Source organism: Glycomyces paridis (assembly GCF_004912155.1).
Taxonomy (GTDB): domain Bacteria; phylum Actinomycetota; class Actinomycetes; order Mycobacteriales; family Micromonosporaceae; genus Glycomyces; species Glycomyces paridis.
In genome coordinates, this window is sequence record NZ_STGX01000003.1 from 231,101 (window position 1) to 247,091 (window position 15,991).

A 15,991-nucleotide genomic window follows, 5' to 3' on the forward strand; every position below is an offset into this window, starting at 1 on the left:
GCGCGTGAACGTCGCCGACCTGCGCGCCCTCGACCGCCTCCAGCTGCTCGTCACGCGCCGCCTCGACGGACTCCTCCACGGCGACTACCTCGGCCTGCTCCCCGGCGCGGGCTCCGAACCCGGCGAGGCCCGCGAATACCGCGCCGGCGACGACGTGCGCCGCATGGACTGGCCCGTGACCGCCCGGACCACCGTCCCCCACGTGCGCACCACCGTCGCCGACCGCGAACTGGAGACCTGGCTCGCCGTCGACCTCTCGCCCAGCCTGGACTTCGGCACCGTCGGCATGCTCAAACGCGACCTCGCCGAAGGCGCCGTCGCCGCCTTCGCCTACCTCGCCGGACGCGGCGGCAACCGCATCGGCGCCGTCGTCACCGAAGGCGGCCCCGCGAAGGCCATCCCGCCCCGCCCCGGCCGCGGCGGCGCCCGCTCCCTCCTGCGCACCGTCACGTCGTTGCCGCGGGGCGAAGGGACGAGCGACCTCGCCGACCTCATCGACACGACCCGCCGCCACGCCAGGCGACGCGGCCTCGCCATCGTCATCTCCGACTTCCTCGAAGACGAGGACAACCCGAGCGACTGGCCCCGCGAACTGCGCCGACTCGCCGTCCGCCAGCAGGTCCTGTGCGTCGAAGTCCTCGACCCCGCCGAACTCGCCCTCCCCGACGTCGGCGTCCTCGACCTCATGGACCCCGAGACCGGCGCCACCGTCGAAGTCCAGACCGGCAACGCCCGCTTCCGCGCCCGCTACGCCGAGGCCGCCGCCGAGCAGCGCGCACGCATCGCCGCCGGCATCCGAACCGGCGGCGCCACCCACCTGCGCCTCTCCACCGGCTCGGACTGGCTGCGCGACATCGCCACCTTCGTGGCCGAACGCCGCCACCTCGCCGCCTACCGCTGACGACCGCGACCCACCGACCACCGAGGAGAACCCTTGATCCGCCTGCTCGACCCGATGTGGCTCCTGGCGCTCATCCCCGTCGCCGCCCTCGCCGGGGTCTACGTCTGGGCCCAGTTCGCCCGCAAGCGGATCGCCGTCAGGTTCGCCAACGCCTCCCTCCTCGCCAAACTCGTCCCGCGCCTGCCCGGCTGGCGCCGCCACCTCCCGGCCGGCATCCTCGTCGTCGCGCTGGCCGTTCTCGCCGGCGGCATGGCCCGCCCCGCGGTCGACGTCGAGGAGCCCCAGGAACGCGCCACCGTCATCCTCGCCATCGACGTGTCGCTGTCGATGATGGCCGAGGACGTGCAGCCCAACCGCATGGACGCCGCCAAGGCCGCCGCCGCCGACTTCGTCGCCGAACTGCCCCAGCAGTACAACGTCGGCCTCGTCTCATTCGCCGGCTACGCCTCGGTCGTCGTGCCCCCCACCAAGAACCGGGCCGAGGTCACCTCCGCGATCAACGGCCTCACCCTCGCCGAGGCCACCGCAACCGGCGACGCCGTCTTCGCCTCGCTCCAAGCCGTCCAGCAGGTCATGCCCGACGCGACCGGTGGGCTCGCCCCCGCCCGCATCCTCCTGCTCTCCGACGGCTACCGCACTGCCGGTCGCACCGTGGACGAGGCCGCCGAAGCCGCCGACGCCGCCGAGATCCCCGTCTCCACCGTCGCCTTCGGCACCGACGAGGGCGTCATCGAACTCGACGGCGAACTCGTCTCCGTTCCCGTCGACCGCGACGCGCTCGCCGGACTCGCCGAGCACACCGGCGGCGAGTACTACGAGGCCGCCAGCGTCGAGGAGCTCCGCGCCGTCTACGAGGACATGGGCTCCTCGCTCGGCTACCGCACCATCGCCGAGGACGTCTCGCAGTGGTTCATAGGGACCGCGCTGGTCCTCCTGTTCGCCGCGGCCGGGCTCAGCCTCGCCTGGACCTCCCGCCTCACCTGATCGCCTGAGGCGAGAACCACACGGTCAGTGAAGGCCCCTTCGCCCTCCAAGGGGCCCGTCGCTACGATCGTCGGTGGCTTCGTACAAAGAACATGAGGGAGTTCGGACAATGGCGCGCACGGTCCTCGTCACCGGAGGCAATCGCGGGATCGGTCTCGCCATCGCCAGGGCATTCGCCGCACAGGGCGACAACGTCGCCGTCACCCACCGCGGCACCGGCGCCCCCGACGGCCTCTACGGCGTCCAGTGCGACATCACCGACACCGCCTCGGTCGACGCGGCCTTCACCGAGGTCGAGGAGAAGTTCGGACCCGTCGAGGTCCTCGTCGCCAACGCCGGCATCACCGACGACACGCTCCTGCTGCGCATGAGCGAGGACCAGTTCGAGCGCGTGGTCGACACCAACCTCAAAGGCGCCTGGCGCGTCGCCAAGCGCGCCTCCTCGAAGATGCTCCGCGCCAAGTCCGGCCGCATGATCTTCATCTCCTCGATCGTCGGCCTCTACGGCAACGCCGGGCAGACCAACTACGCCGCCTCCAAGGCCGGCCTGGTCGGCCTCGCCCGCTCGATCACCCGCGAACTCGGCTCGCGCAACATCACCGCGAACGTCGTCGCCCCCGGCTTCGTCGCCACCGACATGACCGACGCGCTCCCCGAAGCGCAGCGCAAGGCCTACCTCGACTCGATCCCCGCCAAGCGCTTCGCCGCCCCCGAGGAGATCGCCGGGGCCGTCACCTGGCTCGCCGGCGACACCGCCGCCTACGTCAACGGCGCGGTGATCCCCGTCGACGGCGGCCTGGGCATGGGCCATTAGCGGCCGCGCCGCAGTAGTTTTCTATATCGAACAGTGACCACGGAGGAACACATGTCTGGAATCTTGGACGGCAAACGACTGCTCATCACCGGCGTGATCACCGAGCAGTCCCTCGGGTTCGGCGTGGCCAAGTACGCGCAGGAGCAGGGCGCCGAAGTGGTCCTCACCGGCTTCGGGCGCATGTCCCTGGTCGAGCGCATCGCCAAGAAGCTGCCGACCCCCGCCCCGGTCATCGAGCTCGACGCCACCGACCCCGAGCAGCTCGCCGGCCTCGCCGACAAGGTCCGCGAGCACGTCGACGGCATCGACGGCGTCCTGCACGCCATCGCCTTCGCGCCCCCCACGGCCCTCGGCGGGAACTTCCTCAACACGCCGTGGGAGGACGTCGCCACCGCGCTCCAGGTCTCGACCTTCTCCTACAAGGCCCTCGCGGTCGCCTGCCTGCCGCTCATGTCCGAAGGCGGGTCCGTCGTCGGCCTCACCTTCGACGCGAGCCAGGCCTGGCCCGTCTACGACTGGATGGGCGTCGCCAAGGCCGGCCTCGAGTCCGCCAACCGCTACCTCGCCCGCGACCTGGGCCCCAAGGGCATCCGCGTCAACCTCGTCTCCGCCGGACCGCAGCGCACCATGGCCGCCAAGTCCATCCCCGGCTTCGAGGCCTTCGAGAAGGCCTGGACCGAGCGCGCCCCCCTCGGCTGGTCCCTCACCGACTCCGAACCGGTCGCCAAGGCCTGCGCGGCGCTCCTGTCCGACCTGTTCCCGGCGACCAGCGGCGAGATCCTCCACGTCGACGGCGGCTTCCACGCCGTCGGAGTCGAGCGCACCGAGCAGTAGCGGCGCCGTTCCCGTGAACCCGCCAGCCATGAACCGTCCAGTCACGAACGGGCCAGCAATGAACGAAGCAGCCATGAACGGATACGACGCGGTCCTGCTCGTCTCCTTCGGCGGACCCGAGGGCCCCGGCGACGTCCTGCCGTTCCTGCGCAACGTCACCCGAGGCCGCGGCATCCCCGACGAGCGCCTCGCCGAAGTCGCCGAGCACTACTACCACTTCGGCGGCATCTCGCCGATCAACCAGTGGTGCCGCGAGGTCATCGAGGCCCTGCGGCACGAGTTCCGCGCCGCCGGCATCGACCTGCCGATCTACTGGGGCAACCGCAACTGGCCGCCGATGCTCGTCGACGCGGTCACCCAGATGACCGGCGACGGCGTCAAGCGCGCCCTCGCCCTGTGCACCAGCGCGTACGGCTCCTACTCCTCGTGCCGCCAGTACGTCGAGGACATCAACGCCGCCCGCGCCGCCGTCGGCGAGACCGCGCCGGTCATCGACAAGATCCGGCACTTCTTCGACCACCCCGGCTTCGTCGGCGGCTTCGCCGCGCGGCTGCGGGAGAGCCTCGACCAGATCGAGGACCAGTCGAAGACACGAGTGGTCTTCACCGCCCACTCGATCCCCACCGTCATGGAGGAGTGCTCCGGACCGGAAGGCGCCCGGTACGCCGACCAGGTCGCCGAGGCCGCCGGACTCGTCGCCGACGGCGCCGGATGGCGCGGACCCTTCGACGTCGTCTGGCAGTCCCGCTCGGGCCCGCCGTCGATGCCCTGGCTCGCGCCCGACGTCAACGACCACCTCAAGGCCCTCGCCTCCGAAGGCGTCGACACCGTCGTGGTCAGCCCCGTCGGCTTCCTCTCCGACCACATCGAGGTCCTGTGGGACCTCGACAACGAGGCCGCCGAGACCGCCGCGGCGCTCGGCCTGCGCTACCTGCGGGCCGGCACGCCCCGCGTCGGCGACGACCTCGTCGGCATGTTCCGCGACCTCGTCGCCGAACGCGTGAAGGGCGCGCCGCTCAAGCGCCTCGGGAAGCTCCCGGTCTGGGACCCGACGGTCGAGGGCTGCTGCCCCGCCCGCCGCCCCCCGGCCCCCGAGAAGCACCGGAGCCGCTGACACCAGCGACGACACCGCCGGGCCCGCGCCCGACCGCATTTCGCGGGCGCGGGCCCGGCACCGTAATCCCCCCAGGTAGCGAGCGCATGACATGCTTGGGGGGTGGACCCTGTATTCATATGGATCATCGCCGCAGTGATCCTCGGCGTGGCCGAACTCTTCACCGGCACCCTCGTCCTCGCCATGGTCGCCGGCGGTGCCGCACTCGCCGGCATCGCCGCCGCCCTCGGCGCACCCTTCTGGCTCCAGGCCGTCCTCTTCGGGGTCGGCTCCATCGCCTCCATCTTCGGCCTTCGGCCGTTCCTCAAGGAAGCCCTCGAATCCGACCGGGGCGGCGAGAAACTGCGCCCCTACGGCGCCAAGGCGATGGAAGGGGCCCCCGCCAGGGTCCTGGAGACCGTCGACCTCACCGGCGGGCTCGTCGAGATCGCCGGCGACAACTGGACGGCCTACCCCCTCGAACCCGACCAGGTGCTGGAACCCGGCGACAGCGTCACGGTGGTAGAAATCAAGGGGGCCACCGTCATCGTATGGAAACAGACATAGCCCGAACAAGACAAAGCCCGCCGATCCGCCAGACCACTGGAGGCTAGAACACCATGGACCCCATCGGCATACTGCTGCTGATCGTCGCGATCTTCCTGATCATCGTGCTCTTCCGCTCGATCAAGATCGTGCCCCAGCAGTGGAACTACATCATCGAGCGACTCGGCAAGTACCGCCGGACGCTCGAACCGGGGCCGCGGCTCCTCGTGCCCTTCGTCGACAACGTCCGCGCCAAAGTGGACCTTCGCGAGCGCGTCGTGAACTTCCCGCCGCAGCCGGTCATCACCGCCGACAACCTCGGCGTCCAGATCGACACGGTCCTGTACTACATCATCACCAAGCCCACCGACGCCGTGTACGCCATCGACGACTACCTTGCCGGCGTCGAGCAGCTCACCACGACCACTCTCCGCAACGTCGTCGGCTCGATGGACCTGGAGAAGACCCTCACCAGCCGCGAGGAGATCAACGCCCGCCTCGCCGCCGAGCTCGACAAGGCCACCGACAAGTGGGGCCTGAAGGTCACCCGCGTCGAACTGCGCTCCATCGAACCGCCGCTGAGCATCCGCGACGCCATGGAGAAGCAGATGCGCGCCGAGCGCGACCGCCGCGCCGCGATCCTCAACGCCGAGGGCACCAAGCGCTCCTCGATCCTCATGGCCGAAGGCGAGCAGCAGTCCGCCGTCCTGCGCGCCAAGGGCGAGCGCGACGCCGCGGTGCTCCGCGCCGACGGTGAGGCCAAGGCCATCCAGACGGTGTTCGCGGCCATCCACAAGGCCAAGCCCACCGACCGACTCCTCACCTACCAGTACCTCCAGACGCTGCCGACGATCGCCCAGGGCACCGCCAACAAGGTCTGGGTCGTCCCCGCCGAGCTCACCAAGGCCCTCGGCGGCATCGGCAACGCCTTCGGCGGCTCCGACGCCGCCGCCGCGGAAGAAGAGGAAGAGGTCGAGATCGACTCCAGCGCCCTCGAACTCGACGCCGCCGCCGCCGCGGCCCTCGAAGCGGCCCAACAGGCCGCCCGCGACGTCCAGGACATCGGCGAGGGCAGGACCAACGAACTGCCCCCCGCCCCCGCCTAAGCACCCGTGACGCCCCGGGCCGCCCGCACGGGCGGCCCGGGGCGTTCGCCGTCCCTGCGGCACAATCATCAGGTGCCCGACCCAGAGCTCCCGACCGAACCCGCGACCCGCATCGACGACCCCGAGGACGCGCGCCTCGCCGACTACCGCGCTCTCACCGACCTCGCCCTCCGCACCCGCTTCGAGCAGCCCCACGGCCTGTTCATCGCCGAGGGCCACCAGGTCATCGGCCGTGCCCTCCGAGCCGGGTACCGGATGCGGTCCATGCTCATCGACGCCAAACGGGCCGACCAACTCGCGGGCCTCGCCGAGGGTGCGCCCTGCTACACCGCCGGACCCGACGTCCTCGAAGCCGTCACCGGCTTCCACGTCCACCGCGGCGCGCTGGCCTCCTTCCACCGCAAGGAACTCCCCGCTCCCGCGGCGATCCTGGAACGCACCAGGCGCCTGGTGATCCTCGAAGGCCTGAACAATCACACCAACATCGGCGCCGTGTTCAGGGTCGCGGCAGGTCTCGGCTTCGACGGGGTGCTCCTGGCGCCCGACTGCGCCGACCCGCTGTACCGCCGGAGCGTGCGCGTGAGCATGGGGGAGGTGTTCGCGGTGCCGTACGCCTACCTCGACCCCTGGCCCGAGGGCCTGCGGCAGGTCCGCGAGGCCGGATTCACCCTGCACGGGCTCAGCCCCTCGCGCGGCGCGGTCGACATCGGCACCCTGAGCGCGGACGAGCGGGCCCGCCCGGCGCTCATGTTCGGCGCCGAAGGCCCTGGGCTCACGGCCGCGGCCCTCGACGCGTGCGACCGCACCGTGGTCATCCCGATGCACGCGGGCGTCGACTCGCTCAACGTCGCCGCGGCCACCGCGGTGGCCTGCTGGGAGCTCTCGCAGCCGCCTAGAGGCTGACGGTGGTGAACTCGGACTCGCAGGGCGGGCCCCACGTGTAGGAGAAGCGGCCCGCGTCGAGGTCGAGGTGCGCGGCCAGCGCGGTGTGCGTCTGGAGCTCCACCGGGTCGGTCTCGACCGGGTGGCGGCACAGCCCGATGGGCCCGCCGACGTGGTCGCGCATGGCCGCGTGGAGGTGCTCGGCGGTCAGCGGCGACTGTTCGGCCAGGAGCGTCTCCATGCGCTCGCAGCGGTGGTAGGTCGAGACGCGTCCGGTCTCCAGCCAGCTCTGGTGCACCCCGAGCAGGTCGGGGTCGCGGAAGTGGTTGGCGTGCACCAGGGGAGCGGTGCCGTCCTGGTAGATGACCCGGGAGCCGCCGGGGGAGGTCTCGACGGTGGCGACGCCGGCGGCGGCGCTGCCCATGAAGAAGTTCGCCGAGCACGAGGGCCGGGGCGCGAGGGCGTGGCCGATCGCCTCCGGGAGCGTCCCGGACTGGAGGATCCGCCAGGTGCGCAGGTGGAACGGCACCGAGTCGATCCGCCAGTCGTCGACGCTGGCGCCGAGCCCGTTGATGCACAGCCCGATCCCGGCGCTGTTGAGTCCGATCTTGGCGCCCGCGACGCCCGCCTCGGTGAATCCGATCACCGTCGTGTCGCCGTGCTTCCATTGCAGCAGTGCGCCTTCGACGCCGGTGAACCAGTCCCAGTTCTGCCCGATCTGGGTCCCGCCCGCGGCGAACACGCCGTCGGCGCCGCCGAAGGAGGTGCACTCGGAGCGCAGGCCCTCGGCGGTGGGCCGCCCGAACTCGCTCCAGGCGCTGTACAGCAGCTCGTAGCGGGCGTTGAGGAGCGCGATGTCGAGGAGGTTCTGGCCCGAGCCGTCGGCGATCCCGTCCATGATCGCCCGGTAGAGGGCGTCCTCTCGGGTGAAGAGGCCGAGGTAGCGGCGGGAGCGCTCGGCGAGGTCGGCCTCGCTCAGGCCCGCCGTGAGCATCCGGGAGCGGTAGACCGCGACGTTGCCCGCGATCGCCTCCCGCAGCTGCTCGCCGTGCTGCACGCCTTGGCGGTAGGGGCTTCCATGAAGGTGGAGGAGGGGCAGTTCAGTCACACGGGTCATTGTGACAGAAGCGATATCGGGAAGCCAGCGGCTTTGTCAGCGCCCCATGAGCGACTGCTCGACCTGCGAGTAGTGGATGGTCCACCACTTGACCAGGCCGGTCTGGCCCGGCAGCAGGTGGTCGCAGGCGGAGTTGTGGCGCACGTAGTGCCACTCGATGACCCAGTTGTCGGTGAGCCGGTCCCACCACAGCTGGTGCGTCGCGAGCCCGATCTCCGGCTCGCCCACGTCGAACGCGGACCGGTAGCCGCCCGCGAAGGCCCGGATGCGGTCGCAGTCGAGGCCGCGCTCGTCGCCGTACGTGAAGTAGAACACCGCGGCGCGGGCCATCTCCCTGGCGTACGAAGAGATCGTGAGCCGGTCCCAGTCCAGGATCGCCGAGACCCGGTCGTCGGGTCCATGCAGGACATTGTGCGGGTGCAGGTCCCCGTGGGTGTACCCGGTGTACTGCGGCGCGAGGTCGGGCGGCCTGCGGTCGCCCAGGCGCACCAGCAGTCCCCGCTTGAGCCGCAGCGTCTGCTCGGCCGTGGCCTCGAACCCGGTCTTGTCGCCGCGCCCGGCGGCCACGAGCTCCAGCAGTCGGTCGACCTTCTGGAGCGCCGCCTCGGTCGTCGGCGGGTTCTCGGCCTTCGGCGGCCGGTCCGCCGGGATCGCCGCGTGCAGCGTCCGGTGCAGCCGTCCGATGACCGACCCCAGGTCGCGGCACGCCTCGCGGGTCATCGACAGCCCCGAGCGGTGCCGCCCGCCGACCCACGGGAAGACCCCGAACTCCTCACCCTCGAGCAGGATGATCGCGCGCCCGTCCCGGCTGAGCACCGGCAGGACGACCGGCACCCCTGAGGCGCCCAGCGTCTGGAGCACGTGGAACTGGAACTGGAGCTCGGCCCCGGTCACATCTCGGAAGAGCTTGAGCAGGTACGAGCCAGAGGAGGTGTCCACCCGCCAGGACCGGTTCATCAGCCCGGTCTGGACCCGCTGCATCTGGAAGACCTGCCCCAGATCCCAATGCGCCAGCGCCGCGTCGGGGAGTCGAGGCGCGGTCACGGTCATGCCCCCAAGCGTAGCCGTCGCCGCCCCGCCCGAACGACCGCGAACCCCCCTTGCGCCCGCCCCCGCACCGTCGTGTAAAGTTCCATCTCGTGTCAAGGCGAGTCGCAAACACCCGCCTGGCAGCGAAAACAAACTACATATACAATTCTCTGTGCACGCGCGAGTGGCGGAATGGCAGACGCGCTAGCTTGAGGTGCTAGTGTCCTACTAATGGACGTGGGGGTTCAAGTCCCCCCTCGCGCACAGATTGAAGGCCCCGTTACCGGGGCCTTTATTGTGTGCCCTGGCGATGATTCCGATGCCGACCGTATGCGCCTCACTCCTTTGCGTCTCACCGACTACACCGTCATTCGGCAAGGCGACCGCACCTGGTCGGCGACTTCGCCGTGGTGGTGAGCATCGTCGAAGCGCTCGTCGACAGGCACCTTTCCGACGCGCTGAGGGACAACTGCCGAACTGGTCTCGCTAATGCCCATTTGACCAGCGGAAACTCCTGAAAATGTCTCGGCTATGGTGAGTTGATCCGATCGCCTGGCCCGACAGGAGGCCCCTGTGACCGACACCGACGATCCCTGGGACCGTCCCGGTCTCATCGGTGGTGCGGCCACCGCTCCCCAACGCGTGATCCGGGTGTACATCAGCAAGGGCGGCAGCGCCTTTCACCTTGATGCGGAATGCCCATGGTTGCATAAGGGACAGAGCCGTGCGGCCCGGAGTGGTCTGCGGCTCCACGACATTGAGTCGGTTCACCGCGAAGTCGCCGAAGACGCGGGCAAGGATGAGTGCAAGTGGTGCTTCAAGGACCAGACCCGTCGCACATCATGACCTGAAGGGCCGTAATTTTAGCCGCGGTCAGAGGGTGTCTCGGTGGAGCCAGGCTGCTATTTCGGGGGTGGTGAGTTCGTTGATGCGGGCTCGGTAGCGGGTGAGGTCGGCGGGGGTGAGGAGGTGCTTCCATTGGCCGGTGGTGCCTTTGTTGAAGAAGACGGTGCGGTCTTTCCAGAGGTCGTTCTCGGGGGTGAGGGTGGCGGCGTTGGTTCGGACGGCGTCGAAGGTGGCGGCGTGGACGAGGTCGGGCCAGAGGGGCTCGGGGATGGGGATGTCGAGGGTCGCGGCGAGGGCGCGCATCTGGCCTTCGAGGTCGGTCTTGAGGTCGTCGAAGTGCAGGAGGACGATGTTGGGTTCCTCGCGGCGATACCAGAAGGACTCGATGTGGCGGATCATGGCGGCGAGGCCGATGAGTTCGTCGTCGGTGTCGACCCAGTTCCAGAAGCGCTCGTAGAGGGTGGGCGCGGGGGGTTCGGGGGCGGTGGCGAGGTCGGGGGCGAGGGCGGCGGCGCGCAGTTGCATGGCCTTGGCGAAGTCCATGTTGGCGAAGTGGTTGTCGGTGGAGATGCCGACGTCGCGGGGGTCGCGTCCGATGCTGATGTAGGTGACGCGGTCGTCGCGGGGGAGGCCGTCCAGGGGCGTGTGGGACTTGAGGAAGCGGCGGTGGTCCTGGGCGTCGAGGAACGCGAGCATGTCGTCGTGGGGGCGGAAGTAGGCGTCGACCCAGACGGAGAGCTCGTCGAGCGGGCGCGGGAGTTCGGGGCTTCTGAAGACCAGGAGGGCGCAGATGATCTGCGTCCAGGTGGTGCCGCACTTGGCGGGGGTGGCGACGATGATGTCGTCCTCGCGGAGCTCGACCCCGTTCCAGCGGTCGTTGTCCATGAAGATGCTCTGGTATCGGACGGCGGGTGCGGTCACGGTGTTTCTCCTTGCGAGAGAGCGCGAACGGTCGCACCCACGCTACGAGTGACCGGGCGATGACGCAAGGAAATGATCTTGAGTTCTGGAGGTGCCCGAGGAGATCGCCTGGGGCGCTTCGGTTCAGCCGATCGTGATGATGGTCTTGCCCGTCGGGCGGGTGGTCGGGTTGAAGGCGGTGACGGCCTCCTCCAAGGGGTGGACGGCGCCGATGCGGGTGCGGAGGCGGCCGCTGCGGAGGCGGGCGGCGAGTTCGGCGAGTTGCGAGCGGTCGGCCTCGACCACGAAGAAGACGGCGTGGGCGTCGGCGGGGCGGACCTCGGGCGGGCCGGCGATGGTGACGAGGGCGCCGCCGGGGCGGACCAGGGCGGCGGAGCGGGCGCCGATATCGCCGCCGATGACATCGAAGACGAGGTCGACCGGGCCGACGGCGTCGAGGTCGTCGGCTTCGAGGTCGAGGAACTCCGAGGCGCCGAAGTCGAGGGCGGCCGCGCGGTCGGCGGCGCGGCCGGTGCCGATGACGTGGGCGCCCTTCTCGCGGGCGAGCTGGGCGACCACGGAGCCGACGCCGCCGGCGGCGCCGTGGACGAGGACGGACTGGCCGGACTGGAGTCGGCCGTGCTCGAACAGGCCCTGCCAGGCGGTGAGCCCGGAGATAGGCAGGCTCGCGGCGGTCGTGAAGTCGACGTCGGCCGGGAGCGGCGCGAGGTTGCGGGCCTCGACGGCGACCCGTTCGGCGAGCGTGCCGTCCCGGGTCCAGTCGGCGAGCCCGAACACGCGCTGCCCCACGGTGAGACCGGTCGTCCCATACCCGAGGGACTCGACCACCCCGGCCAGCTCATGCCCGGGGACGCTCGGGGTGCGGTCGCGCCCGGCCCGGTCGGTCCACGTGCCCGGCCAGGTCAGCTCGCCGGGCGTGAACCCCGAGGCCCGCACGCGCACGACCACGTCGTTCTCCGAGGCGTGCGGCTCGGGCCGCTCGCCGAAGGTCATGCCGGCGGTGCCGGCGTCCGGGTCGGTGACGGTGATCGCCTTCATGCGGGTCCTCTCGCTCGGGCAGGTCGCTCCATTAAACGACCCGACGCCGCCCCCTGCGCGAAGACCCCGAAGTCCGGCCGTCCTCATTCGAGGTGGAAGGTCGCCGCGGCGCGGGCGGCGTCGGTCGTGGGGGACAGGAGGTCGACGAGGCCGCCGGTGTGCTGGACGTAGCGGCCCGAGGCGTTGACGGACTCGAACGAGACCCCGGAGGCGTCGGCGAGGCCCGAACGCCGATGGAAGGTCGCGTCGGACCTGAAGAGGGACGAGCCGTCGCCGCGTTCGACCCACACCTGGTAGTTCTTGTGCCGCAGGAAGTACCCCGGATAGTTCGCCGACTCCAGCGAGACCGTGCCCGAACCGGTCAGGCCCGCGACGATCCGGAACTGGGAGTCGGCGAGCATCGCCGGACTCGCGTTCGCCTTGAGGCGGAAGTCGTAGTGGTTCAGGTAGACGCCAGCGGCCCCGTGGACCGCGAAGCGGTAGGGGGTCGGCCCGGAGGCGACCGGGATGCCGAAGTCCGGGGTGCCGTCGGCCCTCCAGTAGAACTTCTGGACCCTGGTGTGGCGGTTCGGGTCGTAGAGTGGGTCGCCGCTGATGTCGCGGTACGGGCGCGCGTGGTAGACGAGGAGGTCGCTCGCGCCGTCCTCGGAGACGGTGAACGAGTTGTGGCCCGGCCCGTACTGGCCCGTGGCGTCGCTGCTGCGCAGGACCGGCTGCGAGTGCTTGCTCCACGCGGCGGGGTCGAGGAGGTTCGCGCCCTGGGAGGCGGTCAGGAGGCCGACCGCGTAGTTCGCGTCGGTGGCGCTGGCCGAGAAGGTCATGAAGACGCGTCCGTTGCGCTTGACGACGGCGGCGCCCTCGTTCACCTTGTGGCCGACGACCTCCCAAGGAAGCGTCGGCTTGCTGATGCGGACCGGGGTGCCGGTGATCGTCCACGGGTTCGCCATCGCGGCCAGGTAGAGGCTGGTGCCGCTGCCGAGTTCGGGGTCGCTCTGCGCCCAGCAGAGGTAGCGGGTGCCGCCGTCGGTGAAGGTGGTGGCGTCCAGGGAGAACGAGTCGCGGGGCGTGACGATCCGGCCCTTCTCGGTCCAGGTGCCGCTCATGGGGTCGGCGCTCGCGTTCTCCAGGGCGTACATCCGGATGGCCCAGATGTCGTCGGCGCGCCCGGCGGCGAAGTAGAGGTACCACCTGCCGTCGATGTGGTGGAGTTCCGGCGCCCAGATGTGGTGGCTCATCGGCCCGCTGGCGTGCTTGGACCAGACGGTGACCTCCGGCGCGGTGGCGAGGCCCTGGACGGTGGTCGAGCGGCGCATGACGATGCGGTCGTAGGCGGGCACGCTCGCGGTGAAGTAGTAGCGGCCGTCGGTGTGGCGCACGATGAACGGATCGGCGCGCTGCTGGGCGAGCGGGTTCTCGTAGGCGACGCCCGCCGCGGCCTCGGCCGCGGAGGCGACGCCGAGTGCGGCGGCGGCCGAGGCGAGCGCGGCGGCGCCGGCGGTCCGGAAGAGGCGGCGGCGGTCGAACGGATCGGTGCGCATCAGGACTCCGGGTGGTCGGGGGAGGGACAGGACCAGGCGTTCAACGGGGAGTGTTCACGGTAACAATCTCAATCGATGAAGTCAATATATGTACGTGTATCGATGGAGTGGCCGAGAGTGGCGGCCGGGTGCTTCTCCGGCTTTCGGCGCCTCCCGTTCGGATTCGTGGGGATTTAGGGCTTTAAATTTGTAAATAAACCGTGCTAATCTCGTCCGAATTCACAGTCTTCGGACCTTCTGGAGGTTTTCCATGGTTTCGCGAAGAGCCGTCATCGCCACGACCGCCGCCGCGGGGGCGGTCGCCGCCAGCTCGCCCTGGTGGTCCGGCCTCGCCGTGAGCGAGGCCGAGGCCGCGCCGGCCACATGCGAGCTCGCGCTCGTGAACGGCACGGACAGCGCCAACGTCTCCGCCTACGTCACCGGACGCGAGTTCGGCACCGACCGGATGATGCTCGTGCGGGCCTCGGGCCCGTACTACGTCGAGCAGCCGCCCGGGCCGGTCACGCCGCTCCCGGTGGACGCCTCGATCCCGCTGAACGCGCCCGGCGCCGCGCCGGTCGTGATCACCCTGCCGCGCATGTACGGCGCGCGCGTCTACTTCGTGCGGGACACCAAGATCGACTTCTACGTCAACCCCGGCCCGGCGCTGGTCGAGCCCGCGCTCGGCAATCCCGCCGACTCCAACTACGGGAAGGTCGTCTCCTTCTGCGAGTTCACGTTCAACGACGTGCAGCTGTTCGTGAACGTCTCGTACGTCGACCTCGTGACCGCCCTCCCGATCGGCCTGCGCCTCCAAGGCGACGGCGACCACTCCGTCGCCGCGCTCGACACCGACGCCGTCGAGGCGATCGCCGCCGACCTGACCGCGCAGGCCGCCGCCGACGGCCAGCCCTGGGACCGCCTCGTCATGCGCGACGGCGGCGGGCGCATCCTGCGGGTCATGTCGCCGCAGAACGTCATGGCCCCCTACTTCGGGCAGCCGGACATGCCGTTCGCGGACTACTGGACGGCCTACGCCGACCAGGTCTGGGACCACTACCGCGGCACCGACCTGCGCATCGACCTCCAAGGCGGGCGCGGCATCCTCACCGGCCGCGTCCAGGGCGACCTCCTCGTCTTCGACGACGGCTCGACCTTCGCCAAGCCCGACGCGCGAGACGTCTTCACCTGCAATCACGGGCCGTTCGCGAACAACCCCGGCGACACCGACGCCCGCAAGGGCGCCCTCGCGCGCCTGGCCGCGGCCTTCAACCGCAGCACCATCCACTCGCACTCCGACCAGCCGAACGGCGCGCCCGTCGCGGATTTCTACGCGCACGAGACCACCAACCACTTCGCGCGGGCGGTGCACGACAACTCGCCGATCGGCTACGCCTTCCCCTACGACGACGTCACCCCCGACGGCGTCCCCGACCAGTCCGGTGTCGCCTTCGACGGCAACCCGACCCGGCTCACGCTGACCGCCACCTGACCCGGAAAGGGAAGGGCATCGCCGCGTCCGGTGAGAGAGCGCTCTCTCACCGGACTCTCCCGCCGGACCCTGCGACGGACCGGGCGCCGACGGAATCGGCGCCCGGTTCACGCCCGGATCGGCTCCGGCGCCTTCTGGTGGGCGGTGGTGGCGATGATCGCGGCGAGGAGCAGGACTTCGAAGGCGTTGGTGACCGCGCCGGTGGGCAGGGGGATCGGGACGCCCGAGCCGAGGGACATGAGGAGCGCTCCGGCGAACAGCCAGGGCCAGGCGTCGCGGCGCCAGAGCACGGCGCCCGCCGCGAGGAGGGCCGCCGCGACGACCAGGACCATCGGCGGCGGGCCGCCCGCGTGGGCGGCCGTGTAGCTCAGCGCGCCGTGCTCGTCGCGGACGTGGAGGTCCAGTCCGACCACGACCGTGGCGAGCTCGAGCGCCGCGAGCGCGGGCGCGAGGCCGACCGCCGACCACCGCGCCCACGGGCGCGCCGCCCATGCGGCATCGGAGCGGCGCACCGCGTCCCAGGCCCAGACGACCAGGAGCGGCGTGAGGAGGGCGTGCAGCCAGAACCGGCCCGCGTTGAGCCCTTCCAGCATCGCGCCTTCGCCGACGAGACTCCCGGCGGCGATGACGGCGTTGTCGTACACGAGCGCGGCGACGACCGGGAGCGCCAGGTTCGCGGCCCGGCCGGACTGGGACGCGAGCGTCGCGCCCCAGACCAGCAGGGCGAGGTGGGCGAGGGCGAGGAGGAGGAACAGTGCGGAGTCCACGCCTCATTGACGACCGCCGCACTCGCCCGCGGCAATGTCGGTTTCCACACGGCCCCAAGCGGATTCCTCAAGGGAGGGCCGCGCCGGTGCGGTGCCCGGGCGAG

The 15,991-nt window shown here is 70.6% G+C and carries 16 protein-coding genes and 1 tRNA gene; 11 read left to right on the forward strand and 6 right to left on the reverse strand.

Annotated features, from left to right (window positions below; all coding sequences use genetic code 11):
* Positions 1 to 4 precede the first annotated feature (4 nt).
* The 8 genes from E9998_RS05270 to E9998_RS05305 all read left to right on the forward strand — a co-directional run bounded on the left by E9998_RS05270 (position 5) and on the right by E9998_RS05305 (position 7,181).
* Positions 5 to 901 carry a DUF58 domain-containing protein gene (locus tag E9998_RS05270; RefSeq protein ID WP_240037508.1) on the forward strand — a complete coding sequence of 299 codons (897 nt, stop codon included), beginning with the start codon at positions 5 to 7 and terminating at the stop codon, positions 899 to 901.
* 33 nt (positions 902 to 934) lie between these two features.
* On the forward strand, positions 935 to 1,885 hold the full coding sequence (locus tag E9998_RS05275) for a VWA domain-containing protein (protein ID WP_136528657.1): 951 nt from the start codon (positions 935 to 937) through the stop codon (positions 1,883 to 1,885).
* 109 nt (positions 1,886 to 1,994) lie between these two features.
* Positions 1,995 to 2,699, forward strand: a complete 705-nt coding sequence (locus E9998_RS05280) for a beta-ketoacyl-ACP reductase (RefSeq protein ID WP_136528658.1) — start codon at positions 1,995 to 1,997, stop codon at positions 2,697 to 2,699.
* 51 nt (positions 2,700 to 2,750) lie between these two features.
* Positions 2,751 to 3,533 carry an enoyl-ACP reductase FabI gene (fabI, locus tag E9998_RS05285; protein WP_136528659.1) on the forward strand — a complete coding sequence of 261 codons (783 nt, stop codon included), beginning with the start codon at positions 2,751 to 2,753 and terminating at the stop codon, positions 3,531 to 3,533.
* 58 nt (positions 3,534 to 3,591) lie between these two features.
* Entirely contained in the window at positions 3,592 to 4,647 is a 1,056-nt protein-coding gene (locus E9998_RS05290) for a ferrochelatase (protein WP_240037509.1), read from the forward strand.
* 102 nt (positions 4,648 to 4,749) lie between these two features.
* Positions 4,750 to 5,193 (forward strand): NfeD family protein, encoded by a 444-nt coding sequence (locus E9998_RS05295; protein ID WP_240037510.1) that lies wholly within the window; start codon positions 4,750 to 4,752, stop codon positions 5,191 to 5,193.
* Between the two features lie 53 nt (positions 5,194 to 5,246).
* A complete protein-coding gene (locus E9998_RS05300) occupies positions 5,247 to 6,278 on the forward strand; it encodes an SPFH domain-containing protein (RefSeq protein WP_136528661.1) in 1,032 nt (343 codons plus the stop codon).
* A 6-nt stretch (positions 6,279 to 6,284) separates the two neighbouring features.
* On the forward strand, positions 6,285 to 7,181 hold the full coding sequence (locus E9998_RS05305; RefSeq protein ID WP_420842412.1) for a TrmH family RNA methyltransferase: 897 nt from the start codon (positions 6,285 to 6,287) through the stop codon (positions 7,179 to 7,181).
* On the opposite strand, the gene E9998_RS05310 is transcribed toward E9998_RS05305, so the two are convergent.
* Complete coding sequence (locus E9998_RS05310; RefSeq protein WP_158299697.1) at positions 7,171 to 8,268, reverse strand: C45 family autoproteolytic acyltransferase/hydrolase; 1,098 nt, start codon at positions 8,266 to 8,268, stop codon at positions 7,171 to 7,173. The two genes, E9998_RS05305 and E9998_RS05310, sit on opposite strands and share 11 nt — an antisense overlap.
* 45 nt (positions 8,269 to 8,313) lie before the next feature.
* Entirely contained in the window at positions 8,314 to 9,327 is a 1,014-nt protein-coding gene (locus tag E9998_RS05315; RefSeq protein ID WP_136528663.1) for a phosphotransferase, read from the reverse strand.
* A 157-nt stretch (positions 9,328 to 9,484) separates the two neighbouring features.
* Here E9998_RS05315 and E9998_RS05320 point away from each other — a divergent pair.
* Together E9998_RS05320 and E9998_RS05325 are read left to right on the forward strand one after the other, a co-directional pair.
* Positions 9,485 to 9,570, forward strand: a tRNA-Leu gene (locus tag E9998_RS05320).
* Positions 9,571 to 9,879: 309 nt separating this feature from the next.
* Entirely contained in the window at positions 9,880 to 10,152 is a 273-nt protein-coding gene (locus E9998_RS05325; RefSeq protein WP_136528664.1) for a hypothetical protein, read from the forward strand.
* Positions 10,153 to 10,179: 27 nt separating this feature from the next.
* On the opposite strand, the gene E9998_RS05330 is transcribed toward E9998_RS05325, so the two are convergent.
* From E9998_RS05330 to E9998_RS05340, 3 genes are all read right to left on the reverse strand, one after another.
* Complete coding sequence (locus E9998_RS05330; RefSeq protein WP_136528665.1) at positions 10,180 to 11,073, reverse strand: sulfotransferase domain-containing protein; 894 nt, start codon at positions 11,071 to 11,073, stop codon at positions 10,180 to 10,182.
* A 123-nt stretch (positions 11,074 to 11,196) separates the two neighbouring features.
* On the reverse strand, positions 11,197 to 12,111 hold the full coding sequence (locus tag E9998_RS05335; protein ID WP_136528666.1) for an NADP-dependent oxidoreductase: 915 nt from the start codon (positions 12,109 to 12,111) through the stop codon (positions 11,197 to 11,199).
* Positions 12,112 to 12,194: 83 nt separating this feature from the next.
* Positions 12,195 to 13,649: a family 43 glycosylhydrolase gene (locus tag E9998_RS05340; RefSeq protein WP_136528667.1), complete on the reverse strand. Its 1,455-nt coding sequence runs from the start codon at positions 13,647 to 13,649 to the stop codon at positions 12,195 to 12,197.
* 250 nt (positions 13,650 to 13,899) lie between these two features.
* On the opposite strand from E9998_RS05340, the gene E9998_RS05345 reads away from it, so the two are divergent.
* Complete coding sequence (locus E9998_RS05345) at positions 13,900 to 15,120, forward strand: beta-1,3-glucanase family protein (RefSeq protein ID WP_136528668.1); 1,221 nt, start codon at positions 13,900 to 13,902, stop codon at positions 15,118 to 15,120.
* Between the two features lie 107 nt (positions 15,121 to 15,227).
* On the opposite strand, the gene E9998_RS05350 is transcribed toward E9998_RS05345, so the two are convergent.
* A complete protein-coding gene (locus E9998_RS05350) occupies positions 15,228 to 15,887 on the reverse strand; it encodes a hypothetical protein (protein ID WP_136528669.1) in 660 nt (219 codons plus the stop codon).
* Positions 15,888 to 15,991: the final 104 nt, after the last annotated feature.

Excerpts from the sequence above, each read along its gene's own strand:
- E9998_RS05280 (WP_136528658.1), top strand. The coding sequence starts at position 1,995 with ATGGCGCGCACGGTCCTCGTCACCGGAGGCAATCGCGGGATCGGTCTC.
- E9998_RS05300 (WP_136528661.1), top strand. The coding sequence starts at position 5,247 with ATGGACCCCATCGGCATACTGCTGCTGATCGTCGCGATCTTCCTGATC.
- E9998_RS05335 (WP_136528666.1), bottom strand. The coding sequence starts at position 12,111 with ATGAAGGCGATCACCGTCACCGACCCGGACGCCGGCACCGCCGGCATG.
- E9998_RS05345 (WP_136528668.1), top strand. The coding sequence starts at position 13,900 with ATGGTTTCGCGAAGAGCCGTCATCGCCACGACCGCCGCCGCGGGGGCG.
- E9998_RS05340 (WP_136528667.1), bottom strand. The coding sequence starts at position 13,649 with ATGCGCACCGATCCGTTCGACCGCCGCCGCCTCTTCCGGACCGCCGGC.
- fabI (WP_136528659.1), top strand. The coding sequence starts at position 2,751 with ATGTCTGGAATCTTGGACGGCAAACGACTGCTCATCACCGGCGTGATC.
- E9998_RS05290 (WP_240037509.1), top strand. The coding sequence starts at position 3,592 with ATGAACGAAGCAGCCATGAACGGATACGACGCGGTCCTGCTCGTCTCC.
- E9998_RS05315 (WP_136528663.1), bottom strand. The coding sequence starts at position 9,327 with ATGACCGTGACCGCGCCTCGACTCCCCGACGCGGCGCTGGCGCATTGG.